This is a genomic window from Pseudomonas sp. Pmew2, from assembly GCF_058129885.1.
Genome location: NZ_CM176702.1, coordinates 3,488,012 through 3,511,944, shown reverse-complemented (window position 1 = coordinate 3,511,944; position 23,933 = coordinate 3,488,012). Strand labels below are relative to the sequence as shown.

Annotated in this window: 18 protein-coding genes, 1 pseudogene and 2 riboswitches; of the genes and pseudogenes, 9 read left to right on the top strand and 10 right to left on the bottom strand. The window is 60.4% G+C overall.

The annotated features are described in order from the left end of the window. Positions 1-28: 28 nt before the first annotated feature. Both AC4ANK_RS15955 and AC4ANK_RS15950 read left to right on the top strand, forming a co-directional pair. Positions 29-1,237 (top strand): acetyl-CoA C-acyltransferase, encoded by a 1,209-nt coding sequence (locus tag AC4ANK_RS15955; protein WP_031594744.1) that lies wholly within the window; start codon positions 29-31, stop codon positions 1,235-1,237. Between the two features lie 92 nt (positions 1,238-1,329). Continuing rightward, on the top strand, positions 1,330-2,103 hold the full coding sequence (locus AC4ANK_RS15950; protein WP_002553244.1) for an enoyl-CoA hydratase: 774 nt from the start codon (positions 1,330-1,332) through the stop codon (positions 2,101-2,103). Here AC4ANK_RS15950 and AC4ANK_RS15945 read toward each other — a convergent pair. After that, entirely contained in the window at positions 2,043-3,683 is a 1,641-nt protein-coding gene (locus AC4ANK_RS15945) for a type VI secretion system Vgr family protein (RefSeq protein ID WP_460385007.1), read from the bottom strand. The genes AC4ANK_RS15950 and AC4ANK_RS15945 overlap by 61 nt on opposite strands. A 325-nt stretch (positions 3,684-4,008) precedes the next feature. Here AC4ANK_RS15945 and AC4ANK_RS15940 point away from each other — a divergent pair, with 325 nt between their 5' ends. Continuing rightward, on the top strand, positions 4,009-4,713 hold the full coding sequence (locus AC4ANK_RS15940; RefSeq protein ID WP_460385009.1) for a YebC/PmpR family DNA-binding transcriptional regulator: 705 nt from the start codon (positions 4,009-4,011) through the stop codon (positions 4,711-4,713). Positions 4,714-4,733: 20 nt separating this feature from the next. Here AC4ANK_RS15940 and AC4ANK_RS15935 read toward each other — a convergent pair whose 3' ends face one another. Next, entirely contained in the window at positions 4,734-6,038 is a 1,305-nt protein-coding gene (locus tag AC4ANK_RS15935; RefSeq protein WP_460385011.1) for a leucine-rich repeat-containing protein kinase family protein, read from the bottom strand. A gap of 79 nt (positions 6,039-6,117) precedes the next feature. Continuing rightward, complete coding sequence (locus AC4ANK_RS15930; RefSeq protein WP_002553247.1) at positions 6,118-6,663, bottom strand: TetR/AcrR family transcriptional regulator; 546 nt, start codon at positions 6,661-6,663, stop codon at positions 6,118-6,120. Between the two features lie 106 nt (positions 6,664-6,769). On the opposite strand from AC4ANK_RS15930, the pseudogene AC4ANK_RS15925 reads away from it, so the two are divergent. Then, positions 6,770-7,998: pseudogene (locus AC4ANK_RS15925) on the top strand (MFS transporter). Between the two features lie 34 nt (positions 7,999-8,032). Here the strand turns inward: AC4ANK_RS15925 and AC4ANK_RS15920 are convergent. The 3 genes from AC4ANK_RS15920 to AC4ANK_RS15910 form a co-directional block, all read right to left on the bottom strand. Beyond that, positions 8,033-9,169, bottom strand: coding sequence for a M14 family metallopeptidase (locus AC4ANK_RS15920; protein WP_031594742.1), 1,137 nt, complete (start codon positions 9,167-9,169; stop codon positions 8,033-8,035). Between the two features lie 100 nt (positions 9,170-9,269). Continuing rightward, on the bottom strand, positions 9,270-9,803 hold the full coding sequence (locus AC4ANK_RS15915; RefSeq protein ID WP_002553251.1) for a sigma factor-like helix-turn-helix DNA-binding protein: 534 nt from the start codon (positions 9,801-9,803) through the stop codon (positions 9,270-9,272). Positions 9,804-10,296: 493 nt separating this feature from the next. Then, on the bottom strand, positions 10,297-10,764 hold the full coding sequence (locus AC4ANK_RS15910) for an Lrp/AsnC family transcriptional regulator (protein WP_002553253.1): 468 nt from the start codon (positions 10,762-10,764) through the stop codon (positions 10,297-10,299). 184 nt (positions 10,765-10,948) lie between these two features. Between AC4ANK_RS15910 and AC4ANK_RS15905 the strand changes: the two genes are divergently transcribed. Beyond that, complete coding sequence (locus AC4ANK_RS15905; protein ID WP_002553254.1) at positions 10,949-14,434, top strand: indolepyruvate ferredoxin oxidoreductase family protein; 3,486 nt, start codon at positions 10,949-10,951, stop codon at positions 14,432-14,434. A gap of 84 nt (positions 14,435-14,518) precedes the next feature. Here the strand turns inward: AC4ANK_RS15905 and cobM are convergent, their stop codons facing one another. From cobM to AC4ANK_RS15885, 4 genes are read right to left on the bottom strand one after another with little or no spacing between them, the layout of a single operon-like run. Next, complete coding sequence (gene cobM, locus AC4ANK_RS15900) at positions 14,519-15,268, bottom strand: precorrin-4 C(11)-methyltransferase (RefSeq protein WP_002553255.1); 750 nt, start codon at positions 15,266-15,268, stop codon at positions 14,519-14,521. 32 nt (positions 15,269-15,300) lie between these two features. Continuing rightward, complete coding sequence (locus AC4ANK_RS15895; protein WP_005731779.1) at positions 15,301-15,750, bottom strand: cobalamin biosynthesis protein; 450 nt, start codon at positions 15,748-15,750, stop codon at positions 15,301-15,303. Next, on the bottom strand, positions 15,728-16,435 hold the full coding sequence (locus AC4ANK_RS15890; protein ID WP_002553257.1) for a CbtA family protein: 708 nt from the start codon (positions 16,433-16,435) through the stop codon (positions 15,728-15,730). Before AC4ANK_RS15890 ends, AC4ANK_RS15895 begins: the two co-directional genes overlap by 23 nt. Before the next feature lie 10 nt (positions 16,436-16,445). Next, a complete protein-coding gene (locus AC4ANK_RS15885) occupies positions 16,446-16,631 on the bottom strand; it encodes a CbtB domain-containing protein (RefSeq protein ID WP_002553258.1) in 186 nt (61 codons plus the stop codon). A 95-nt stretch (positions 16,632-16,726) separates the two neighbouring features. Then, positions 16,727-16,939, bottom strand: a riboswitch (cobalamin riboswitch). A 58-nt stretch (positions 16,940-16,997) separates the two neighbouring features. Continuing rightward, positions 16,998-17,220, top strand: a riboswitch (cobalamin riboswitch). Positions 17,221-17,335: 115 nt separating this feature from the next. Here AC4ANK_RS15885 and cobW point away from each other — a divergent pair. The 4 genes from cobW (at position 17,336) to AC4ANK_RS15865 (ending at position 23,859) form a co-directional block, all read left to right on the top strand. Further along, a complete protein-coding gene (cobW, locus tag AC4ANK_RS15880) occupies positions 17,336-18,400 on the top strand; it encodes a cobalamin biosynthesis protein CobW (RefSeq protein ID WP_002553259.1) in 1,065 nt (354 codons plus the stop codon). Positions 18,401-18,404: 4 nt separating this feature from the next. Continuing rightward, positions 18,405-22,166 (top strand): cobaltochelatase subunit CobN, encoded by a 3,762-nt coding sequence (gene cobN, locus AC4ANK_RS15875; protein ID WP_460385016.1) that lies wholly within the window; start codon positions 18,405-18,407, stop codon positions 22,164-22,166. Next, complete coding sequence (locus tag AC4ANK_RS15870) at positions 22,166-23,194, top strand: magnesium chelatase ATPase subunit I (RefSeq protein ID WP_031594740.1); 1,029 nt, start codon at positions 22,166-22,168, stop codon at positions 23,192-23,194. The genes cobN and AC4ANK_RS15870 overlap by 1 nt, the downstream gene beginning before the upstream one ends. 77 nt (positions 23,195-23,271) lie before the next feature. Then, entirely contained in the window at positions 23,272-23,859 is a 588-nt protein-coding gene (locus AC4ANK_RS15865) for a vWA domain-containing protein (protein ID WP_002553261.1), read from the top strand. Positions 23,860-23,933 lie beyond the last annotated feature (74 nt).

Sequence of the window (23,933 nt, the reverse complement as noted above, 5' to 3'; positions counted from 1 at the left end):
TCCTATAAAAACAAGACTGGAGATAATCATGTCCATCGAAAGGACACCCCTTCATCAAGACCCTGTGGTCATTGTCAGCGCTGCGCGCACGCCCATGGGCGGTTTTCAGGGTGATCTGCAGAGCCTGAGTGCCACAGAACTGGGTTCGATCGCCATCCGCGCGGCCGTTGAGCGGGCAGGCATTGAAAGTGCAGACGTGCAGCATGTGCTGTTTGGTTGCGTGCTGCCGGCGGGCCTCGGTCAAGCGCCCGCCCGACAAGCTGCGCTCGGGGCCGGGCTAGGCAATGCGACGCTGTGCAGCACGGTCAACAAGATGTGCGGTTCCGGTATGCAGACCGCAATCATGGCCCATGACCTGTTGATGGCAGACAGCACGGCGGTGGTAGTGGCTGGCGGCATGGAGAGTATGTCCAATGCACCTTACCTGCTGGATCGCGCTCGCAATGGCTACCGCATGGGGCACGGCAAGGTGCTGGACCATATGTTTCTGGATGGCCTTGAGGATGCCTATGAGCCGGGTCGGCTGATGGGTGCCTTCGCCGAAGACTGCGCCGGGTCGAACGGTTTCAGTCGCGAGGCGCAGGATGCGTTCGCTCTGGCGTCACTGGCCCGCGCGCAGGAGGCCATCGCCGACGGTCATTTCGACGCAGAAATCGTGCCGGTGCAGGTCACCGTGGGTAAAGAGTCCAGGCAGATCATTCACGATGAACAACCGCCCAAGGCGCGTCCGGACAAGATCCCGACGCTCAAACCCGCCTTTCGCGAGGGCGGCACGGTTACGGCAGCCAACTCCAGCTCAATCTCCGATGGCGCCGCAGCACTGCTGTTGATGCGTCAGTCCGAGGCGCAGCGGCGAGGGTTGCGGCCCTTGGCGGTGTTTTACGCACATGCGGCATTTGCTGATCAGCCGTGCCTGTTTCCAACCGCACCGATAGGCGCCATTCAGCGTCTGCTGAGCAAGACAGGCTGGGCGCTGGATGACGTCGATCTGTTCGAGATCAACGAAGCGTTTGCAGTCGTGCCGCTGGTAGCGATGAGTGAACTGGGCCTTGCGCACGAGAAGGTCAATGTCAACGGTGGGGCGTGCGCGCTGGGTCATCCGATAGGCGCTTCGGGCGCGCGGATCATTGTGACGCTGTTGGCGGCTTTGCAGCGCAGGCAGCTCAAGCGCGGGGTGGCGGCGATTTGCATCGGTGGCGGAGAGGCCACCGCCGTCGCCATTGAAATCATCGATTAGATAATTTATTCAAAGAGTTACGGTTTTTTTTCGAATGTAGATTCTAGGTTTTATGCCTGTGCATGGTTATTAATTTAAAAGGATATTTATCAATGTCTTACGAGACAATTCTAGGTGAGGTTATAGGTAAGGTTGGCGTGATTACGCTGAACCGTCCCGAGGCACTTAATGCATTGAATGCTCAATTGATTGACGAGTTGAACCACGCACTCGACCAGTTCGAAGCAGACAGTGCCATCGGCTGCATCGTGCTGACCGGTTCGGAAAAAGCCTTTGCGGCCGGTGCCGATATCAAGGAAATGGTCGACCTGTCCTACCCACAAATCTACCTCGACGACCTGTTTCGCGAAAGTGATCGGGTGGCCGCGCGGCGCAAACCCATCGTGGCGGCAGTGGCCGGTTTTGCGTTGGGTGGCGGTTGTGAACTGGCGTTGATGTGCGATTTCATTCTGGCGGCTGAAAACGCCAGGTTCGGGCAGCCGGAGATCAATCTCGGTGTGTTGCCGGGCATGGGCGGGACGCAGCGTCTGACTCGCGCCGTCGGCAAGGCCAAAGCCATGGAAATGTGCCTGACCGGTCGCCTGATCGATGCTCACGAAGCCGAACGTGCCGGGCTGGTTGCGCGGGTAGTGCCACTTGAGCAGTTGCTGCCGGAAGCCCTCGCGGTAGCGGCGGTGATCGCCGGCAAGTCCCTGCCGGTGGCGATGATGGTCAAGGAGAGCGTCAACCGCGCGTTCGAGGTCAGTCTGGCCGAAGGCATCCGGTTCGAGCGCCGGGTGTTTCACGCAGCCTTCGCCAGTCACGATCAGAAGGAGGGCATGAACGCGTTTATCGACAAGCGCCAGCCGGATTTCAAGGACTGCTGATCTACGCGACCCAGAATCTGGATGTGCTGCGCATCAATGTGCAGCTCTGCCGCCTGCCCGTGAACAATCAACTCGCTGTCTGTTGTAACGCGCAGGTGCCGGCCGCTCGCAAGTCGAATGCAATCGGCTGGTTTTGCAGACTGGTCGCCGTGCCACAGACTGTCTTGCGAGGCATATTCAGCCGGTGGCAGGGCTGCGCAGATAACCGGGCGCTCGGGATGACTGTCCAGATAACGGACCAGTACGCGTGAGCCAGGCAGCAACTGATGAATCTCGCGGCAGGCCACCAGCGCCATCGGCCAGCGCTGGGTGGTTCGGTCTTCCGGGTGTTGCGCTTGCCAGTCGAAACGAACCGGTCGGTAGCCGGGCTGTTCTGCGTACGTGTCGCTGTCTTGCAGCGTGGCTATATGATCGCCTGTGGCGGCCGGTCGAGGATGTCTGGCTGAAGGGCGAAACGGCATCGCCCAGGGGATGGCCTTGAAACGGTTGCCATAGCCATTGCCTGATAGCTGTGCGGCTGCGGGTGATGAGCGCTGCTCGTCGGTGAGGATGCGCAGGATTGCCAGGGCATCATGGGCGGTGGCCCCTCTGAGCACCTGTAATTGCCGACCTGCGTGCAGCACTTCGGTCAGCAACCATTGGTCGTTAAGCAATGGCTCCGGGTGATCAAGCACCTGTATGACTTCGCCACTGCGCAAGCCAGACCGGTTACTGTGCCCGCTGACCTCGCGCCGTTCGCAGCGCAAGCGCTCCAGCTCGCGCATGCCGCGCTGGCGACCTAGCGCCTCTTCCTGGCTGATTGGGCCGAGAACGCCTGACGGTTGAAATGCATGATTGGCTGCGGGTGTTCTGGCGTTCTCGTCGTGCTTTGACGAGGGGGGCTGCGTCTGTTTCAGGCCTGGAGCGGGTTGTCGCGAAACGCCTGGAAGCGTCAGCACTTCTGCCATGTGCAAGAGCGTCCCGGTCGATGCGCCTGACTGTTCCTGACGCTTGAACCGTAAGGGTACTGGCTGTGCCGGAAAGCTTGCAGAGTCATCCGAGAACACCAGCCGATGGCCGCTCTGACGATGTTCGAAACGGAAATGAATGCCTTCTTCCTCGCACAGGCGTTGCAGCAGGTGCAGATCGCTTTCGTCGTACTGGATATGCAGCGGTCTGGCCGGGTAAAGACCGTTCATGTGCTCGAAGCGGTAAGCGTTTGCGCCAATACCGTGTGTCTCAAGCAACTGAGCGATCAACTGAGGAGGCGCAATATCCTGATAGATGCGCCGGTGCCGATGGGCTGCAAGCTTGCCAAGGCTGGGCATCAGGATCAGGTGATAAAGGCTCACGCGAGCCCCGCTGTGGATTCGGGCCGCATGGCAGATCTGGCCATGCACGCCGCCGCGACGCTCACCGAACCTCAAAAACGCTTCTCGGTGCAGCAGGCTGCGCACATCCAGAAGAGGGGCGCCGATCAGCCAGATATCGAAGCGATACGCTTCATTGAGAGCATCACGGCCGGTGAAGCTGATGACATGCAGATCCGTCTGGCAGTCGGTAATCGCCAGTATGATTGGCATTTGCAGGTCCTTGCGCATCTGCGGGGCTCTCTACCTTCAAAATCAGGGTGCGCAGGTTACGGAATACCTTGGCCTAAAAGCATTGCTGCAAGGTTTTTCGGAAAAAGACTACAAGCAGTGATGGAAAGCGGATGATTGCCGTCGGCCCGATTGGCAGCCATCTTGGCGAGTTCGTTCGAGCAATGTGCGCGGCGGGGGTTTCATCTGCCGTGATCGCGTATAAAATGCGCCGCGCCGGACAGGATATTTGCCGGTGACCCTTTTTCAGCGCCTTGCCAGCGCCGCGTTCTGTCAGTCGTGCAGGCGCAGGCGGCGAGGTGCCTAGCGAATCAAGAGAGCAGACATGGGCGCACAGTGGAAGGTCAAGCATAAAGAAGCGGCAGCCAATGCCAAGGGACGCACGTTTGGCAAGCTGTCCAAGGAGATCATGATCGCCGCACGCGCTGGCGCAGACCCGGACATGAACTCGCGTCTGCGGCTGGTAGTGGAACAGGCCAAAAAGGCCTCGATGCCGCGCGAAACCCTGGAGCGTGCCATCAAGAAAGGCGCAGGCCTGCTGGGCGAGAGCGTCAACTTCGAGCGTCTGACTTACGAAGGATTTGCGCCGCATCGCGTACCGGTGATCGTCGAGTGCCTGACCGACAACATCAATCGTACGGTCTCGGAAATTCGCGTGCTGTTCCGCAAGGGCCAGTTGGGTGCTGCGGGCTCGGTTTCGTGGGACTTTTTGTATCAGGGCATGATCGAGGCTGTCCCTGCAGCAGCGGATGCCGACCCGGAGCTGGCGGCAATCGAAGCCGATGCCCAGGATTTCGAGTCGGCTGAGGAGGGCGCTACGCTGTTCCTGACCGAATCCACAGACATGGATGCGGTTTGCAAGGCGCTCCCTGAATTTGGTTTCACCGTGCAGTCGGCGCAATTGGGTTATCGCCCGAAAAGCACCGTGGATGGTCTGACCGAGGAGCAGATGGCCGAAGTCGAAGCGTTTCTCGAAGCCATCGACAATCACGACGACGTGCAGAACGTGTACGTGGGTCTTGCAGGCTGATCACTGTGTAATGGAGCGCTTTACGCGCCCCATGCTTTTATCTGTAGAAGAATCTCCGCCAGTGACGGTCGTCGCTGGCAATCAGTCTGTACGCAACTCGCCTGAAGCGCCCTTAGCCCCTCGATGACGTTCTGGTTCTGCTCATCTGCATCGCAACGCTCCAGCAATTCTCCCAGCAAGATACCGAATGCCCGTGTTTCGATGCGCTCCAGCGCCTTTCCCTGTACCGCTGACGGGTGAAACGACGCCGCGCCGAAGTCGCTCAGCAGGCAGTTGCCATCTTCCTGCACAAGAATGTTGTGGCCATAAAGATCGCCATGCGTGATGCCGTTGGCATGCAGGTGCGCAGTGACCGACGCGATGCCTTCGGCGATACGTAACAGTACCGGCAGCGAAAAGCGTGTTTCGCGGGCATAGACATCGCGGGTGCAGGACTCCAGGCTCGGCGGCCCGGCAAGATTGCCGAAGTCGGGCGCTATCAGTTCCATGACCAGACCACGCTGTTGATCGGGATGCCCGCTGATTTGCCCGAGCACCTCGATCAGGTTGGCGTGACGGCCAGCGGCGATGCAGGCGGCCATTTCATTGAGCGGTGAGCCATCGCTGGTGACACTGCCTTTGTACAGCTTGACCGCCGTCATTCGCTCATTGTTTGCGTGCTGCCAGAGCGCCTGCTGAATGATCCCGGAAGCGCCTTCGCCCAAGCGCTGACCGATGCTCAACTGATGCCACGGGATCTGACGGATCGGCTCGGCACGGTGCTCGGCGCACAGTGGATTGTCGGCATAGGCAAGCCATGCCAGGGCAGGCAGGCTCAGCAGCCAGTCCGGCAGCTCGGTCAGGCGATTGGCCGCAATGCGGATCAGCTCCAGTTTGTGGCAATCAGCGAGGGTCGTGGGCAGCGTACGCAAGCGATTGCCAGCGAGCATCAGCTTTTGCAGGTCCGGGCGACGGCCCAGTTCATCAGGCAGGTACTCGATACAGTTATCGGTCAGTATCAGCCAGCGCAGGCGCGGTGGCAGTGCTGCGGCGCTGACCTGTTCAATGCGATTGGCCTTGAGGCCGACAATCTGCAGCTGCTGGCATTGGCCGATGCTTTCCGGCAGGTGCGTGAACGCGTTGTCTGACGCGAACAGCACGCGCAGCCGGGTAAGGCGGCACAGGTCGTCAGGCAGCGAAGTCAACGAGTTGCCGCTGAGGTTCAATACTTCCAGGGTGTCCGCCAGGTCGAATATCTCGACCGGGAATTCGCTCAGGCCGCAGGAAAGGTCAAGCCGTTTGATACCTGCCAGCTTGCCGGCGCGTAGATCTGCGAGGGTGTGCATGAATAGGCTCGGTCATTGATATCGGACAAGGCGCGCATCATAACGGGAGTTTCAGCCACTGACTGCAGCAAGTGTTGCCTCAGCTCAGGCAGCGCTCGACCCATTGACGCACGCGTTCGGGCGTGGGGGCCGATTCGGAATACAGAATCCGGTAGATCATCGGCGCAACGATGGCATCAATCAGGTCATCGGCGGTCGGCGAGGCTTCGCCGCGAGCCGTCGCACGATCAATCATCACCTGCAATTGCTCACGGACCATTGCCGCGCACCTGCCGACACAGCCAGAGGTGCTGGCGACCACATCGCGCATCAGGGCTCGACCTGGAGTCGATGACATTTCGTCGAGATACATTTCGCTCCAGGTCAGCAGGTCCTGGTGCAGACTGCCTTGATCTATTGGCGCATCAGGGCGCAGATGCTCAATGGCGGCGTCTGCCAGCAAGGTGGTCAAGTCACCCCAGCGGCGATAAATGGTCGACGGCGTAACGCCCGCCCGGAGCGCGATCATTGGCACGCTGAGCGCCGAACGATCATGCTCCAGCAACAAATCGCGGACCGCGCGGTGAATGGATTCCTGCACTCGGGCGCTGCGGCCTCCGGTGCGTACTGCTTCTTTGATAGCCATACGGCGGACCTTAACACAAAGTATTTGCTTTAAGCGCTCCTGCGTCGCACACTCCGCAAAAGCTAATTTATGGCTTTAACAGGTTGCATTGGCGGAGAGCGTATTCATGTCCCTTCCTTCACAAGGTTCGACGCTATCAGACCTCAAGTCTGATGGCCGGGCGCGAAGCCATCTCGGGTTTCTGGCCTTCACTACACTGTGCTTCTTTGCCGCGTCCAGCACACCCACGCCGCTTTATCACCTGTATCAGGAGGCATGGGGCTTCTCGTCCGGCGTGCTCACCCTGATTTTTGCAGTGTATGCATTCAGCCTGCTGGCCGCCTTGCTGATCGGTGGCTCGTTGTCTGATTACCTGGGGCGGCGTCCGGTGATTTTCGGTGCCTTGCTGCTGCAAATCGTTTCGATGTTGCTGTTCATTTTTGCCAGCGATGTTAGCTGGCTGATGGCCGCGCGTCTGTTGCAGGGGTTTGCTACAGGACTTGCTGCCAGTGCATTGGGGGCTGCCTTGCTGGACAGCGATTCAGTCAAAGGGCCGCTGATCAACAGCATCTCGCCCATGCTCGGCATGGCGGTGGGGGCACTGGGCACGGCACTGCTGGTGCAGTTCGCGCCGTTGCCACTGGTGCTGGGTTACTGCTTCCTGTTGGCCGCCTTTGTGGCGCAAGCGATTTACCTTGGCCGAGTGGAAGAAACCGTCAGCCGCCAGCCAGGCGTCTGGCAATCCCTCAAGCCATCGCTGCACGTTCCGCAGCAGTCGCGGCGCATGTTATGGCTGGTACTGCCGGTGGATATAGCAGCCTGGGCACTGGGCGGTTTTTTTCTGTCGCTGAGCCCATCCTTGCTGGCAGCGGCGACTGGCTTGAACTCGCCACTCAACGGTGGCCTGGCGGTTGCGGCGCTGACGCTCAGTGGCGCGCTGGCGATTCTGAGCTTGCGTCAGCGCGAGCCGGTGCTGGGATTGTGGGTAGGCGCAAGCTTTTTGCCGCTCGGTGTGGCGGTCATTCTACTGGCGGTCAACCTTGGCATGTTGTGGCTGTTCTTCGTCGGTGCCGTGGTGGCGGGCATCGGTTTCGGATCAAGTTTTCTGGGCGCACTGCGGATGCTCATGCCAACCGCGCATGCCCATGAGCGGGGAGGGCTGATGTCAGCCTTCTGGTACTCAGCTACCTGGCCTTCTGCATACCGGCACTGGTTGCCGGATTCTTTGCCCACTCGGCAGGGCTGGTGATGACCAGCAATGTCTACGGAGCAGTGGTGATCACGCTGGCATTAATCGCATTGGCGAGTTTGATCGTACGCCGTACAGCCAGCAAAAACAAAAATGCCCACGTTTAAGTGGGCATCTCGGCTTGCCGACAGGCGGGAGTCTTCAGCGCAGGTCGTTAACCATCTCGGCCAGCACGGTCAATACATCCCCGGCCAGTTGCGCCGAGCGTTCGCCTGACCATCCTGTTACCGGGTCCGGCGCGTTATCGTGGTCCTTGAACGGCATCTCCAGCGTCAGCGCCAGGCATTTATAGCGTTCGCCCACGGCATTTGCCGCCAGGTTCACATTGGCCTGGCCGGGCGCGCTGCGCGGGTAGCCGTAGACCGTCTGGAAGCTGTCGCTAACCTCGCACAGACGGCTGCGAAAGCGCTCTTCAAGCTGGCGTTGATGCGCGGTGTACCCCGGGTTGCCCTCACACGCGGCGGTGAATACGTAGGGGATTTCCTCGTCACCGTGCACGTCGAGGAACATGTCCACGCCGTATTTTTCCATCTGCTGCTTGATGAAAAAGACTTCCGGGCTTTGTTCTTCAGTGCTGTCCTGCCACGCGCGGTTGAGATCCTTGCCGTTGGCATTGGTACGCAAGTGGCCATGAAAGGCGCCGTCCGGGTTGACGTTAGGCACCAGATACAGGTTCGCGTTGGCGAGTAATTGCTGCAGCACTGCGTCGTCTTTTTGCTGAAGGCGTTCGATCACGCCTTCCATGAACCATTCAGCCATGTGCTCGCCGGGATGCTGCTGGGCAATCATCCAGATCTTGCGCTTGCCTTCGGCACCGTCACCTTTGCGCAGCAGCTGAATATCACGACCCTCGACACTTTTGCCGACAGCCAGCAAGTGTGCGCCGGCCTTTTCCTGTGCCTGTTCGATCAGCCGGTCATGGCGCTCACGGCTGTAGGGTTCGAAATACGCAAACCAGACCTGCGGTTGGTCAGGCGCAAGGCTGAAGTTCAGTGCCTTGCCGTCAAAACCGGACGGCACCCGAAACCAGCTCTGCTGGTCGTAGGACGCTACGGCGTTGTAGCCGGTCCAGGCATTGTTGAAGGTGGACTCGCTGGCATTGGTCAGGCTGAAACCATAGGTTTGGCCGACGTTCAGGCCGTCAGCCTTGAAATGAAACCACTGGAAATGCGCGCTTTGCGTGTCTGGCCGGATCGCCAGGCTTATATGCGCGGGGTCGCTTGCGTCGAGAACCTGAATATTGCCACTGTCGAAATCTGAACTGATCGTGAGGGTCAAGATAGGTGCCTGCTTACGTAGATGCCTTTTCAGGCCGCTACTGTACACCGATCAACCGGGCACCTTGCGACGTAAACTTCATCGCAGCGGTCATCCTGTGTCAAGAAATAGCCTCGGCGGTGACCATCAGGCTGCAGATGAATGCCGTCAGCAGGCACCACACCAGATAGGCACGTCGCTTGCGCCGATGCCAGCCGGACGCACCGAGCAACAGGGCGGGTGCCTGCAACTGGCGCCACATGCGCTCGCTGTTCTGGAACGCTGAGAGGTGTGCAGCATCGGCGTCCAGCCAGTGGCGAAATTCGATGCGTTCACTGGCCGTTGCAGCAGGGCTCTGCAAGTGCGCATACCAGCGGCTGGCCTGGTCCTGAATGGCACGGCTGTCATCGGTGCTCTGAAGATGTGCCTTGCCCAGTGCGCGAAGCATCGCGCGCTCTACCCGGGCGATATCGACATCCATGAAACGGGCGATGTCGGCATACGCCAGACCGTCGAGCCGACTGAGCAGAAATATCTGCCGGGTACGGCGCGAAAGCTTGCCAAGCCGGTGGCCGAGTTCGATGACCTGCGGCGCGGGTTGCGGCTCAGGCAGGCGGGCGGGGAGGTGCAGCAAAGAAGGGAGCTGATTACTCATGATGTATCGCTCGCTGATCTTCCATGGGGATTGTTCCTTGCAATGACAGGCATCGTCCGTGACAAGAGTAGACTAGTGAATGCGAGAATCATTCTCAAGTGAAAAGTTGCAGCATTTACTTTTTATATGCCTTATCCGGGCATTTTCGCTGCAAAAACATGACCCGTATCAGGGTTGCTTTGCTATGATCTGCGCCATTGCTACACACCTGCGCAGTACCCAGACTTCATTAGCCTGAAGCAGCGAAACCAAAAGAAAGAACCAAAAAAAGACCCGGCAAAAAGCCGGGTCAAAAACCGTGATTAGCCTGATGAGGAGATAATCAGGAAGCCGACCTAAGACTTCCAGGTTATCCAGCGGATCTCGCGACCCGCTGATGCAATAATAATCATTATCATTTGCAAGTCAAATGTTTTTATTGCCCTCATCGACCCAGATAATCCGCCAGCGCCTGCTCGACGGATTTTTCTTTTTCGGTCCCACCCTACACCCTCTAGTCCAGCGGCAACTCCGTGGTGCGTTTCACCGTGCTCATGGCAATGTTCGAATGGGCCTCATGTACGTGCGGCAACTGCAGCAAATGATCGCGCAGGAAGCGCTCATAGCTGGCGATGTCCTGGGCAACCACCTTGAGCATGAAATCCATCCCCCCGGCCATGGTGTAGCACTCCAGCACCTCCGGGTGGCCGATGATCGCTTCTTCGAATTCGGCCAGATAGCGCCGGCCATGGCCCGACAGCTTGACCTCGACAAACACGGTCATGCTCAGGCCGAGCTTCTGAGTGCTGAGCAGGGCGACAGTGCGTTCTATCACTCCGTCTTCCTGAAGCCGGTGGATGCGCCGCCAGCAGGGCGATTGCGATAACTCGACCCGTTCGGCGATTTCTGCCGCCGACAGGCTGGCGTCATGTTGCAGTAGACGAAGAATCTTGCGATCGATGGGGCTCAATTTAGGCTGCATGAATTGACCTTGTTTTTTGTTCTGGTCGAAAAAAGCATGCTCAATATCAGCAGATTTGCACGCATTTAGAAAGAAAAAGCCTCTTTGCTGCTGGCAGTCTAATGGCAAGGCTGCCGGGTTGGACCGTCCCTGCGCAAAAGCCTGACACCTATAAGAACAAGACAAGAACAAGAGAGGTATCCGCATGTCTCTGGCTGATATTCGTCTGGATGATAAATACCGGCTTGCCACCGGTAATCTGTACCTGACCGGCACACAGGCCCTGACTCGCCTGCCGATGCTGCAAAAACAACGTGATGAAGCGCAGGGCCTGAATACCGCCGGTTTTATTTCCGGCTATCGCGGCTCGCCGTTGGGCAATCTGGACAAAAGCCTTTGGGACGCCAAAGACTACCTGCAACAAAACGCCATCCATTTTCAGCCGGGCATCAACGAAGAACTGGCGGCTACGGCCGTCTGGGGCAGTCAGCAGGTCAACCTGTTCCCCCACGGCAAATACGATGGCGTGTTTGCCCTCTGGTACGGCAAAGGCCCGGGCGTGGACCGTTGCGGGGATGTCTTCAAGCACGGCAACTCGGCAGGCGTTGCAGCCAATGGCGGTGTGCTGATTCTTGCGGGCGATGACCACGGCTGCAAATCATCGACCATTGCCCATCAGAGCGAACATGCGTTTATCGCTTCGATGATCCCGGTACTCAACCCCAGCAATGTTCAGGAAATTCTCGACTACGGCATCATCGGCTGGGAATTGTCGCGTTACAGCGGTTGCTGGGTGGCGATGAAGACCATTGCCGAGAACGTGGATTCTTCAGCCGTGGTCGAGGTTGACCCGTTGCGGGTCAAAACGCGCATTCCGGAAGATTTCGCACTGCCGGAAGGCGGTTTGCACATCCGCTGGCCGGATCCGCCGCTGGCCCAGGAAGCGCGGCTCAACACCTACAAGATCTACGCGGCCAGGGCCTTCGCGCGTGCCAATCAGCTCAACAAGGTGGTTATCGATTCTGCGCAGCCCAGGCTGGGCATCATTACTACCGGCAAGTCCTATCTGGATGTGCGTCAGGCGCTTGAAGAGCTGGGTATCGATCAGGAGCTGTGCGACCGGGTCGGGATTCGCGTGCTCAAGGTCGGCATGAGCTGGCCGCTGGAACCGGTCTCGGTGCACGACTTTGCCGAAGGGCTGGACGAAATTCTGGTGGTCGAGGAAAAACGCAGTGTCATCGAAGATCAACTGACCGGGCAGCTTTACAACTGGCCCGTGGACCGCCGCCCGGTGGTGGTCGGTGAGTTCGATGAACAGGGCCGTTCACTGCTGCCGAACCTCAGCGAACTGACCCCGGCGATGATCGCCAGGGTCATCGCCAAGCGTCTTGCTCCGTTCTACAGCAGCCCGCAGATCGAGGCACGTCTACAGTTTCTCAGCGACAAGGAGCAGGCGCTTCAGGCTCCGCTGTTCAACACCCAGCGCACTCCGCATTTCTGTTCCGGCTGCCCGCACAACACGTCGACGCGTGTGCCGGAAGGCAGTCGCGCCCTGGCCGGGATCGGTTGCCATTACATGACCATCTGGATGGATCGGGAAACCGATACCTTCACCCAGATGGGCGGCGAGGGCGTGACCTGGATCGGTCAGGCACCGTTCACCGAAACACCTCACGTCTTCCAGAATCTGGGCGACGGCACGTACTTTCATTCCGGGCATCTGGCGCTGCGTGCAGCCGTGGCCTCCAAGGTCAATATCACCTACAAGATCCTCTACAACGATGCTGTTGCCATGACCGGTGGCCAGCCAATCGACGGAATACTGCGCGTCGATCAACTGAGCCGCCAGGTGTTCAACGAGGGCGTGCAGCGTATTGCGCTGGTCTCCGACGAGCCGGACAAGTACCCGAGTCGACAGAATTTCGCGCCGATTACTACCTTTCATCATCGGCGTGATCTGGACAGCGTGCAGCGCGAGCTGCGTGAGTTCAAAGGCGTATCGGTGATCATCTACGATCAGACCTGCGCGACTGAAAAGCGCCGCCGTCGCAAACGCGGCACCATGCCGGATCTGGAAAAGCGTGCGTTGATCAATCCGGCTGTATGTGAAGGCTGCGGCGACTGTGGGGTTAAATCCGGTTGCCTGTCTGTGCTGCCCAAGGAAACGGCTCAGGGCCGCAAGCGCGAAATCGATCAGAACGCTTGTAACAAGGATTTCAGCTGCGTAGAAGGTTTCTGCCCAAGCTTCGTCACCGTGCATGGCGGCAAGCTGCGTAAGCCGGCATTGCCCAAGCAAGTCGAGGCGTTCGCTCGCTTGCCCGAACCTGTACTGCCGTCGCTGGAGCGACCGTTCAATATTTTGTTGCCGGGGGTTGGCGGAACAGGCGTAACCACCGTCGGTGCGATGCTGGGTTATGCCGCGAATCTGGAAGGCAAGGGTTGCAGCGTGCTCGATCAGGCCGGGTTGGCACAGAAATTCGGCCCGGTGGTCAGCCACATCCGTATTGCAGCGCGTCAGCAGGATTTGTTCGCGGTGCGTATCGCGGCTGGGGAGGCGCATCTGTTGCTGGGGTGTGACCTGCTGGTAGCGGCCGGGCCGGATGCGATTGCCAAGCTCGACAGCAAGATTTCCCACGCGGTGGTCAACAGCCAGCAAACGCCGACTGCCGAGTTTACGCGCAACCCGGATGCCGTGTTTCCGGCCGAGGCCATGAAGCAGACTATCATCGAGTCGGTCGGCGCTGCGAAGACCCACTTCGTCGAAGCCACATCGCTGGCCACCCGGCTGATGGGCGACAGCATCGCCAGCAACCTGTTCATGCTCGGTTACGCGTTTCAGCTGGGCCTGATTCCGCTGACCTCGGCGGCCATCGAAAAGGCGATCGAACTCAACGGGGTGGCGGTCAATCTCAATCAGCAGGCGTTTCTCTGGGGCCGTCGTACCGCCCATGATCCTGCGGCGGTCGAAGCCTTCGTCAATCCGCAGCAGAAGGTCAGCGAGCCGCAGCAGCCAATGGACCTTGATCAGCGTATTCAGAGCAATGTCGAAACCTTGAAGGCGTATCAGAACGGCGCCTATGCCAAGCGCTATGTGGAGTTGCTGCAACGTGTGCGCGATACCGAATCACGCGTGTTTCCCGGTCAGCAGCCGATGCTCTCTGAAGCGGTTGCGTTCAACTATTTCAAATTGCTGGCCTATAAGGATGAATACGAAGTGGCACGGCTGTACAGCAACGGCGAGTTTACCCGCCAGCTGGAAGCGCAGTTTGAAGGCGATTATCGGCTGGAATTCCACTTGGCCCCGTCATGGTTGGCAAAACGCGATCCGCACAACGGCCTGCCGCGCAAACGCAGTTTCGGCCCCTGGATGCTGCGCGCCTTCAATGTATTGGCGAAATTCAAATTCCTCCGTGGCACAGCGCTTGATCCTTTCGGCCACAGCCTTGAGCGCAAACAGGAGAGGGAGCTGATTGACGGTTACGTGCGTGACATCGAACTGATTCTTCAGCACCTGCAAGCACAGAATCGCCATACCGCCTTGAACCTGGCACGTCTGCCGGAGCGAATTCGTGGTTATGGCTATATCAAGGAGAGCGCCATGAAAGCGGCTGCATTGCAGGCCGACATTCTGCGCAAGAGCCTGGAAAGTGGCGAAGTGGTTGCACCGAAGTTGTACGAGGCGGCTGCCTGACGGGGAGATGCTTCGCATCGACTGGTCGCAGCGACCGGGGGTGATCCGCTGTGTTCAGCGCCGGGAGTACCGCCTTCGCCAATATCAGCTCGGTCTGAACAGGTGTGCATGCCCGGCGCGGTACAGCGAGGAGTCGCTGAACGTGTCGTCGGCAAGCACACGTCCGACCAGAATCAATGCAGTGCGACGAAAGCCTTTGGCCTGCACTTTGTCGTGAATGTCCGCCAGTGTGCCAACTGCCCAGTCCTGATCCGGCCAACTGGCGCGGTGCACCACGGCAATCGGGCAATCGGCTCCGTAATGTGGAACAAGCTCGTCGACAATCCGCTGCAGGTTGTTTACACCCAGATGAATCGCCATGGTTGCCCGGTGACTGGCCAGACTGGCCAGCTCCTCGCCGCTGGGCATTGAGGTCTTGTCGGCATAGCGAGTCAGAATCACGCTTTGCGACACATCCGGCAGGGTCAGCTCGACGCCCAGCAGCGCAGCGCAGGCAGCGGTCGCGGTGACGCCGGGAATGATTTCGAATGGAATACCCAGTTCCCGCAGATGGCGGATCTGCTCGCCGATGGCGCCATACAGGCTCGGGTCGCCGGAATGCACACGAGCAACGTCCTGGCCCTGCGCATGCGCGGTCTTTATCAGCTCAATGATCTGCTCCAGATGCAGCTCGGCGCTGTTGGTCACCTGCACGGCCTGATGGCCCTCCAGCACGGCGAGCGGCATCAGTGAGCCTGCATAGATAATGACTGGGCATGTGCGAATCAGGCGTTGCCCCTTGACGGTGATCAGCTCGGGATCGCCAGGGCCGGCACCGATGAAATAGACAGTCAATGAATTCTCCGGAGTGGATGAGCGCGGGGAGATTATCCGCTGTGTGCAGGGCTGATTGCCAAGGCAAATGTGGCGTTGGCGCTTTTTTGCCGTTCGATCAGCAGGGTGGCGGTGCCGTCTCCCAGTTGCGCGGCCAGCGCCAGTGCCGAACCTTCGGCGACACCGTGACAGCCCGTGGTCTGGAAGACCTGCGCAGAACGATGGGTGAGGTGCAGCTCCCACGCAACCAATTGCGCTGCGTTGAAGAACACCAGCGGCACTGCCAGTTGCGCGGCCAGTTCAAGCAGGCCCGGTTCCTGGTCTTTCAGGTCGATACATGCCAGCGCAGTGACGCTGGCAATCTCCAGGTCGATCACGCGAAGGCTGTTCTCGATCAGCTCGCGCAACGTCGCTGCGGAGCAACCGCGCCGACAACCCAGCCCGGCCACCAGTGACGCGCCGGGCTGAACGGTCGGTGAATCAGGCCTGATGCAGGTCGGCATCGTTTCTGCGGAACAGCCAGGCACTGATCAGCCCCATCGCGACCCAGAACAACGCGTTGGTCAATAGCGAGGCGATCATGAATTGCGATTCCAGAGCTTTGGGTGCCATGCTCTGATGGACCAGCGGCTGTGGTGCGCCGATCACGTGAGGAACGACCAGAATCGCCACGCCCAGCACTTTTAGCAGCCAGTTCTGACCAAATACCAGCAAGGCCAGCCCGGCGGCAGTCGATGCGGCCGTACCTATCCACCAGGCCTGACGCTGACTCAGTTCGGCGGCAGCTGTGCCGGGCAATTCAGGTGGCAGGCCAAGCGTGGGTGCCAGCACAAAAACCGCGAAACCGGCCAGCCCCCACCATACGCCTTGCACCGTGCGGCCCGGCGCACGCAGGGTGTAAAGCCCGGCAAGCATCAGGGCGAAGCCTACTGCGACCACCAGGTTGCCGCCCGTGGTGGACAGCACGCGCTGCCAGCCGTTTTCAGGTTCCCAGGCAGCTTCTTCATGCGCATGACTGTGTTCGGCAGTCGCGCCGTCAGCATGCTCATGGACCTGTTCGGCAGATGCGTTTTCGTAAGTTTCGGCCTGCTGGATCAGTGGCACCACCCAGAAGCTTTGCAGCACGGTCAGCAGCAGGGCCGCAAGCAGGCCCGTGAACCCGGCAGTTTGTGCGATTCGCTTGAACATTGTGGAGTCCTTAATGGCAAGGAAAGGCAGCGCTGTGACGTGTATCGTGTGCGGCGTTGTGTACGGCCGCGATGTGCGAGAAACCGGCGAAGTACACCAGACATGCACCCAGCAGCGCAGCGCTGATGGCGGCTGTCAGGCGTTGAGTGCGTGTGGAGCTGGTAGTGGCGGCGTGGCTGCTGCTGATGGTCGACATGGCGATCCCTCTTGGTGATTGGCAAGCGGGCCACGCGCAAAGGAACCTGCCGGCAGACGCCGAAGGTTTCAACTGCGCCCGCCCACCGCGGGTTTGTCATTCAACGATGTCGGGCCGGTCTCCGGGCTCGCGAGGGGCTCAAACGTCGCGCGTTCAAGGCCTGCAAGGTCACCTTCCCATGCCGTGGCACAGTGGATAAGACCTTCTCTCGCTTACCGTTGCGGGGCAGCACCGGACTTGCTCGACAGCGTGAGCGCACCGGTTTCCCGTTTCACCCCGTGAGGGGCACCCGAAACAAGGCGTACAGGAGAGCATGGGCGGCGGGGAATCGTCAATCTGAACGATTGACCTGTCTGCGGTCACTGCGTAGCCTTGCCGGTTCGAGGTTCTCCATGCGTAAAGCGTTACACATGGAGCTAAGACGGGAATGCGGTACACGCCGCAGCTGCCCCCGCAACTGTAAACGGTGAGGTTCATTGCACAGCCACTGCTACGGCGGGAAGGCGCGATGAATGCGTGTCGGCACGGTCTTGATTGCCTGCCACATGCCGCCGTGAGCCAGGAGACCTGCCTCGAACCGGGCTGACCAAAAGGCCTGCGAATTCTCACTACAACCGGGCGGGGTGATCCGGTGGCGATCCGATCCGTGTGCCAGGCATGCGGTTCTCGTCCTGTTTGCCCGCCGCATTGCCAAAGGGCACCTGATGAAAACACTGGCCAAGCTTCCCGTCACCATCGTCACCGGCTTCCTCGGCTCGGGCAAAACCACCCTGCTGCGGCACATGCTCGATAACGCCGAAGGGCGGCGCATCGCGGTCATCGTCAATGAATTCGGTGAACTGGGCATCGACGGAGAAATCCTTAAGCAGTGCACCATCGGTTGCACCGAAGAAGAGGCCAACGGCCGGGTATATGAGCTGGCCAACGGCTGCCTGTGCTGCACGGTGCAGGAAGAGTTCTTCCCGGTCATGCGCGAGCTGGTCGCTCGCCGTGGCGATCTGGACCACATCCTGATCGAAACCTCGGGGCTGGCATTGCCCAAGCCGCTGGTTCAGGCTTTTCAGTGGCCGGAAATTCGCAACGCCTGCACGGTCGATGCGGTGATCACTGTCGTCGACAGCCCTGCGGTATTGGCCGGTACGTTTGCTGCGTTCCCCGATCAGGTCGATGCGCAGCGCAAACTCGACCCGAATCTGGACCATGAGTCGCCTCTGCACGAGCTGTTCGCTGATCAACTGGCCAGCGCCGATCTGGTGATCCTCAACAAGGCCGACATGATCGACGCCGAAGGTCTGGCAGCGGTGCGTGCCGAAGTTGCCGAAGAACTGCCGCCAGCCGTCAAGGTGATTGAAGCCAGCAGCGGTCGTCTGCCGATCAGCGTACTGCTGGGTGTTGGCGCCGAGTCCGAGCTGCACATCGATGGTCGCAAGACCCACCATGATCATCACGACAATGACGATCATGATGACCACGATCACGATGCTTTCGATTCGATTTCCCTGAAATTGCCTCAGGCCGATGAAAAGTTGTTGCTCGACGCACTGAATCAACTGGTCGTGCAGCACGGCATTCTGCGCGTGAAGGGCTTCGCGGCCATTCCCGGCAAGCCGATGCGCCTGCTGATCCAGGGTGTGGGTACGCGTTTCGCCAAGCACTTCGACCGCGCCTGGCGCGCCGACGAAGAGCGTGCCACGCATCTGGTGCTGATTGGTCAGGAGCTGGATGCCGTGGCCCTGCAAGCGCAGCTCAACGCTGCAGTTGTCGGCTGACCCCATGCATTTACTGAGAACCCAGCCCGGCGGTTTCGTACCCGACGACAGCATTGCCGATCTGGGCCAGACCCCGGCCGAGCTGGTGATTCTCTGTAGCGGAGACTCCAGCCTGGCGCTGCTGGCCGAAGCTGCACGCCAGCTTCCTGACGACTACCCGAGCCTGCGTCTGGCCAACCCCATGCAGGTACAGAATCACGCCTCTGTCGACTTGTACGTCGATGAGGTGCTGCGCCACGCAAAGGTCATTCTGATTTCCCTGCACGGTGGCATCGGTTACTGGCGTTACGGCGTCGAGCGGCTGATGGAGCTGGCGGCACGCGGGGTTCAGGTCATTCTGGTGCCAGGTGATGATCGTCCCGATCCTGAGCTGAGCGACCTGAGCACGGTGCCTGCCGCAGAACGCGACCGGCTCTGGCAGTTTCTGCGTCAGGGCGGCTTGCAGAATGCGCTGGAAATGTATAGTTGCATGGCCAGCCGCTGGCTGGACCGGGACTATTCCTGGACCGAGCCCCAACCGTTGCCACGCACAGCCATTTACCACCCTCGACTGGCAAGTGCGCAGCTCACCGATTGGCAAGCCGACTGGGTTGCAGGACAGCCCGTCGTGGCGCTGCTGTTCTACCGCTCGCACTTGCAGGCCGCCAATACCGGTTTTATCGACGAGTTCTGTGCGCGCTTGCAGGCGCACGGCATCAACCCGCTACCCATAGCCGTGGCCAGCCTCAAGGAGCCCGGCTGTTTCACTCAGGTGGAGAACTGGCTGGACGAGGCCGAAACCGAGCTGATCCTCAACACCACAGGCTTTGCCCAGTCGAGCCCGGAAGCGCCGCATCTGCGCCCGTTTCGGCGCAACGTGCCGGTCATTCAGGCGATCTGCGCGCAGGACAACGAACCTGCCTGGCAGGCCAGCGAACAGGGCCTTGGTGCGCGCGATCTGGCGATGCACATTGCCTTGCCGGAGCTGGACGGGCGGATCATCAGTCGACCGATCAGTTTCAAGGACCTGGCCTGGCGTAGCGAGCGCAGCCAGTCGGACGTGGTGTGTTACCGCGCCCAGCCGGACAGGATGGATTTTGTCGCGCAACTGGCGCGGCGCTGGATCGAACTGGCGCGGCTGCCCAACGGCGACAAGCGTGTGGCGTTGATCCTGGCCAACTATCCGACCCGCGACGGGCGCATCGGCAATGGTGTGGGGCTCGACACGCCTGCTGCGGCGCTGAACATCCTGCGCGCCATGCAGGCCGAGGGTTATCCGCTGGCACAGTTGCCGGACAGCGGCACCGAGCTTATCCAGCAATTGCTGGGTGGCGTGACCAATGATCTGGACAGCATTGACCTGCGGCCCTGCCAGCAAAGCATGGCACTGGAGGAATACCTGGCGGCGTTCAACGAGCTGCCGCAGGAAAACCGTGATGCCGTGAATGCCCGCTGGGGCGCGCCGGACAGCGATCCGATGTTTCGCAGTGGCAGAATGATGATTGCCGGGCTGCGCTTTGGCCTGACCTTCGTTGGCATTCAGCCTGCGCGTGGCTATCAGGTCGACCCCAGCTCGGTGTACCACGACCCGGATCTGGTTCCGCCCCACGGTTATCTGGCGTTTTACTTCTGGCTGCGCAAGGCGTACGGCGCTCATGCCGTGGTGCATGTCGGCAAACACGGCAACCTTGAGTGGCTGCCGGGCAAGGGCGTCGGCCTGTCCCGAACCTGCTGGCCGGACGCCGTACTGGGCGCGATGCCGAACATCTATCCATTTATCGTCAATGATCCGGGCGAGGGCGCACAGGCCAAACGGCGCACTCAGGCGGTGATCATCGATCACTTGATGCCGCCCCTGACCCGTGCGGAAACCTATGGCCCGCTGCGCAATCTGGAACTGCTCGCCGACGAGTTCTATGAGGCGCAACTGCTGGATCCGCGCCGCGCGCGCGAGCTGCAACGGGATATTCTCGAACTGGTCCGTGAAACCCATATAGATCGCGAGCTGGCTCTGGGCGAGAACCTCGACAGCGACGCCGCGGCGCTGTGGCTGCCGCGTCTGGACACTTACCTGTGTGACCTGAAAGAGTCGCAGATTCGCGATGGCCTGCACATCTTCGGTCAGTCGCCGCAAGGCCGCCTGCGCACCGACACCTTGCTGGCCCTGCTGCGCATCCCGCGCGGCGACGGGCGCGGCGCGCAGTCGAGTCTGTTACGGGCGTTGAGCAAAGCGTTCGGTCTGGATTTTGACCCGCTGGATTGCGAACTGGCCGAGCCCTGGACCGGCGCGCGTCCCGCTGCGTTGCTGGCGGTCAGCAGTGACCCGTGGCGCACTGCCGGTGATGCGCGTGAACGGCTTGAGCTTTACGCCGCTGCCCTCATCGAACGCGTGACCCAAGGCGAAGCGCTTCATGACCTGCCGGTCGACGATGATCTGGCACTGATCCTCGACAGCCTGCGTGAAGTGGTCGCGCCGCGTCTGGACGCCTGCGGCCCCGGCGAAATGCAGGGCATGCTAGATGCACTGAGCGGCCGCTTCGTTCCGGCAAGCCCCAGCGGCGCGCCGAGTCGGGGGCGTCTGGATGTGCTGCCCACGGGGCGCAACTTCTTTACCGTAGATGTCCGCAATCTGCCGACCACCACAGCGTGGCGTATCGGTTTCCAGTCCGCCAGCCTGTTGCTGGAAAGGCATCTTCAGGACCATGGCGACCACCTGCGTCAGTTGGGGCTGTCAGTCTGGGGCACGGCGACCATGCGCACCGGTGGTGACGATATCGCTCAGGCGATGGCGCTGATGGGCGTACGCCCGGTCTGGGCGACGGGCAGCCAGCGGGTCGATGATTTCGAGATTCTGCCGGTCAGCCTGCTGGACCGTCCGCGAGTGGACGTGACATTGCGGGTGTCCGGCTTTTTCCGTGATGCCTTCGCCAACCTTATCAAGCTGTTCGACGCTGCGGTGCAGGCAGTTGCCGCGCTGGACGAGCCGGACGACCTGAACCCGCTGGCGGCCAGGGTGCGAGAAGAACGCCAAGGTTTTATCGCAGAAGGGTTGACCGAAGACGAAGCGGCACGTCAGGCGGGCTGGCGGATCTTCGGTGCCAAGCCCGGTGCCTATGGCGCTGGCGTGCAGGGCGCGATCGACGGCCGTCTGTGGCAGAGCCGTGAGGACCTTGCCGAGGTTTACCTGAACTGGGGCGGCTACGCCTATGGCGCTGCCGATGAAGGTACGCCTGCGCGTAAGCGCTTTGCCCAGCGTCTGTCTCAGGTACAGGCCGTGCTGCAGAATCAGGACAATCGCGAACACGACCTGCTTGATTCAAACGATTATTACCAGTTTCAAGGCGGCATGCTGGCGGCTTCGGAAACCCTCAGCGGGCAGAAGACCGCCAGTTACCATGGCGATCACAGCCAGCCGGACCTGCCGAAAATCCGCACCCTGAAGGAAGAGCTGAACCGGGTGATACGCTCGCGCGCAGCGAATCCGAAATGGATCGACGGGGCCAGACGTCATGGCTACAAAGGCGCGTTCGAGATGGCCGCCACGGTGGATTTCCTGTTCGCCTTCGATGCGACGACCGAGCTGATCGATGATCACCAGTACGCGCTGCTGGCCGACGCCTATCTGCTTGACCCGGCCACGCGCGATTTCCTCGCCGAGCACAATCCCGATGCCTTGCGCGACATGACCGAGCGCATGCTCGAAGCCCAGCAGCGCGGCCTCTGGCAGGAGCCGGGCGAGTATCAGCAGGCGCTGGAAGACCTGCTCCTGGACATAGAAGAGAACTGATGACCTTGCCTGACCCGAACATCACCGAAACTCCACATTTTCCGCTGGCCGCTGTGGTCGGTGCCGATGACCTGAAGCTGGCGTTGTGCCTGACCGCCATTGACCCGCGCATCGGCGGCGTATTGATCGAAGGGCCTCGGGGCATGGCCAAGTCGACGCTGGCGCGGGGGTTGGCCGATGTGCTGGCCAGTGGTCAGTTCGTCACCTTGCCGCTGGGTGCTACTGAAGAGCGTCTGGTCGGCACGCTGGATCTGGACGCCGCGCTGGCCGAGGGTCGTGCACAATTTTCCCCGGGTGTACTCGCCAAGGCCGACGGCGGTGTGCTGTATGTCGATGAGGTCAATCTGCTCGCCGACCATCTGGTCGACCTGTTGCTGGACGTTGCTGCCAGCGGCGTCAATATGGTCGAGCGGGATGGTATTTCCCATCGCCATGCAGCGCGCTTCGTACTGATAGGCACCATGAACCCGGAAGAAGGCGAATTGCGCCCGCAGTTGCTGGATCGCTTTGGCTTGAACGTCGCATTGAGTGGCCAGACCCAGCCTGCCGAGCGCAGTCAGATCATCCGTCGCCGTCTGGATTTCGACAGCGATCCGGTAATGTTTTGCCAGCAATGGCAAGCGCAGCAGGACGCCTTGAAGCTTCGTTGTGAGCAGGCGCGTCAGCTGCTGGCAGGTATCGAGCTGGATGACCATTCATTGGCAATGATCACCGAGCGATGCTTTGCTGCAGGTGTCGACGGTATGCGCGCCGATCTGGTCTGGCTGCGCGCCGCGCGCGCCCATGCTGCATGGCGTGGTGCCGGTCGAATTGAAGAACAGGACATCGAAGCGGTCGCCGAGTTTGCCTTGCGTCATCGGCGGCGCGAGCCGGCCCCGCCACCACAAAACCCGGAAGCGCCGCCGCCCGGATCGTCCAGCAGGCAGGCCGACCCTGAAAGCGGGCAGGGCAACTGGGGCGAGCTGCCCGCCCAGGCCGTCACTACCGGCGCACGCCGCGAAGTGCCGAGCTGGCCAAAAAAGCCTTAGGCATCCGCCCTCGTATCGCGCAGGGGGCGGATGCCGTTCCCCGTCCTGGTCGACTGGCCACTGGCAGACAAGGGGCCATGCGTGCCGGTGCTGATGGCCCGGTGCAATGGTTGTCCACACTGTTGCGCGGTCGGCCGAAAAGCCGCAAGGACCTGATTCGCCAGCCGCGCAGCAGCCGTCCCAGTGAGTTATTGCTGGTGATTGTCGATGCTTCAGCTTCTACACGACGCCATCAGGCGTTGAGCCAGGCGAAGGGGCTGTTGTCGCAATTGTTCGACGATGCGTATCGACGCCGCGCGCGTCTTGCCTTGCTGACCGCCAGCGGTGACACGCCACGCTGGCAACATCAGGGCCTGAAAGCGTCCTCGGCATTGAGTCCATGGCTGGATGCACTGGGTGCGGGCGGCGGCACGCCACTGTCTGCAGCGCTCCAGCAGGCCGGTGAATGGCTGGCAAAGCGGCAAAAACGCTATCCGGCCGAGCAGCAGCGGGTTCTGGTGCTGACCGATGGCAGGATCAAGCAGTTACCCGTCCTGCCTGCATTCAATTGCGCGAGTGTGTTGATCGATATCGAGAAAGGCCCGATCCGCTTGGGCAGGGCGCGGGAACTGGCGTCCAGCCTGGGGGCTGATTATCAGCACATTGATGAGCTGAAACCGGTTTGAGCTATCAGGTCTGGCAGTTCTGAAACTGCGTGCCAATGCGCTGAAGCATTGGCACGACAGTCAGTTGCAGTGCA

Coding starts and splice junctions, on each gene's coding strand:
- AC4ANK_RS15890 (WP_002553257.1), bottom strand. CDS start 16,435: ATGTTCAAGCGAATCGCACAAACTGCCGGGTTCACGGGCCTGCTTGCG.
- AC4ANK_RS15870 (WP_031594740.1), top strand. CDS start 22,166: ATGACCTTGCCTGACCCGAACATCACCGAAACTCCACATTTTCCGCTG.
- AC4ANK_RS15865 (WP_002553261.1), top strand. CDS start 23,272: ATGCGTGCCGGTGCTGATGGCCCGGTGCAATGGTTGTCCACACTGTTG.
- AC4ANK_RS15930 (WP_002553247.1), bottom strand. CDS start 6,663: ATGGCTATCAAAGAAGCAGTACGCACCGGAGGCCGCAGCGCCCGAGTG.
- AC4ANK_RS15905 (WP_002553254.1), top strand. CDS start 10,949: ATGTCTCTGGCTGATATTCGTCTGGATGATAAATACCGGCTTGCCACC.
- cobW (WP_002553259.1), top strand. CDS start 17,336: ATGAAAACACTGGCCAAGCTTCCCGTCACCATCGTCACCGGCTTCCTC.
- AC4ANK_RS15955 (WP_031594744.1), top strand. CDS start 29: ATGTCCATCGAAAGGACACCCCTTCATCAAGACCCTGTGGTCATTGTC.
- AC4ANK_RS15945 (WP_460385007.1), bottom strand. CDS start 3,683: ATGCGCAAGGACCTGCAAATGCCAATCATACTGGCGATTACCGACTGC.
- cobN (WP_460385016.1), top strand. CDS start 18,405: ATGCATTTACTGAGAACCCAGCCCGGCGGTTTCGTACCCGACGACAGC.
- AC4ANK_RS15910 (WP_002553253.1), bottom strand. CDS start 10,764: ATGCAGCCTAAATTGAGCCCCATCGATCGCAAGATTCTTCGTCTACTG.
- AC4ANK_RS15950 (WP_002553244.1), top strand. CDS start 1,330: ATGTCTTACGAGACAATTCTAGGTGAGGTTATAGGTAAGGTTGGCGTG.
- AC4ANK_RS15915 (WP_002553251.1), bottom strand. CDS start 9,803: ATGAGTAATCAGCTCCCTTCTTTGCTGCACCTCCCCGCCCGCCTGCCT.
- AC4ANK_RS15895 (WP_005731779.1), bottom strand. CDS start 15,750: ATGCCGACCTGCATCAGGCCTGATTCACCGACCGTTCAGCCCGGCGCG.
- AC4ANK_RS15940 (WP_460385009.1), top strand. CDS start 4,009: ATGGGCGCACAGTGGAAGGTCAAGCATAAAGAAGCGGCAGCCAATGCC.
- AC4ANK_RS15885 (WP_002553258.1), bottom strand. CDS start 16,631: ATGTCGACCATCAGCAGCAGCCACGCCGCCACTACCAGCTCCACACGC.
- AC4ANK_RS15935 (WP_460385011.1), bottom strand. CDS start 6,038: ATGCACACCCTCGCAGATCTACGCGCCGGCAAGCTGGCAGGTATCAAA.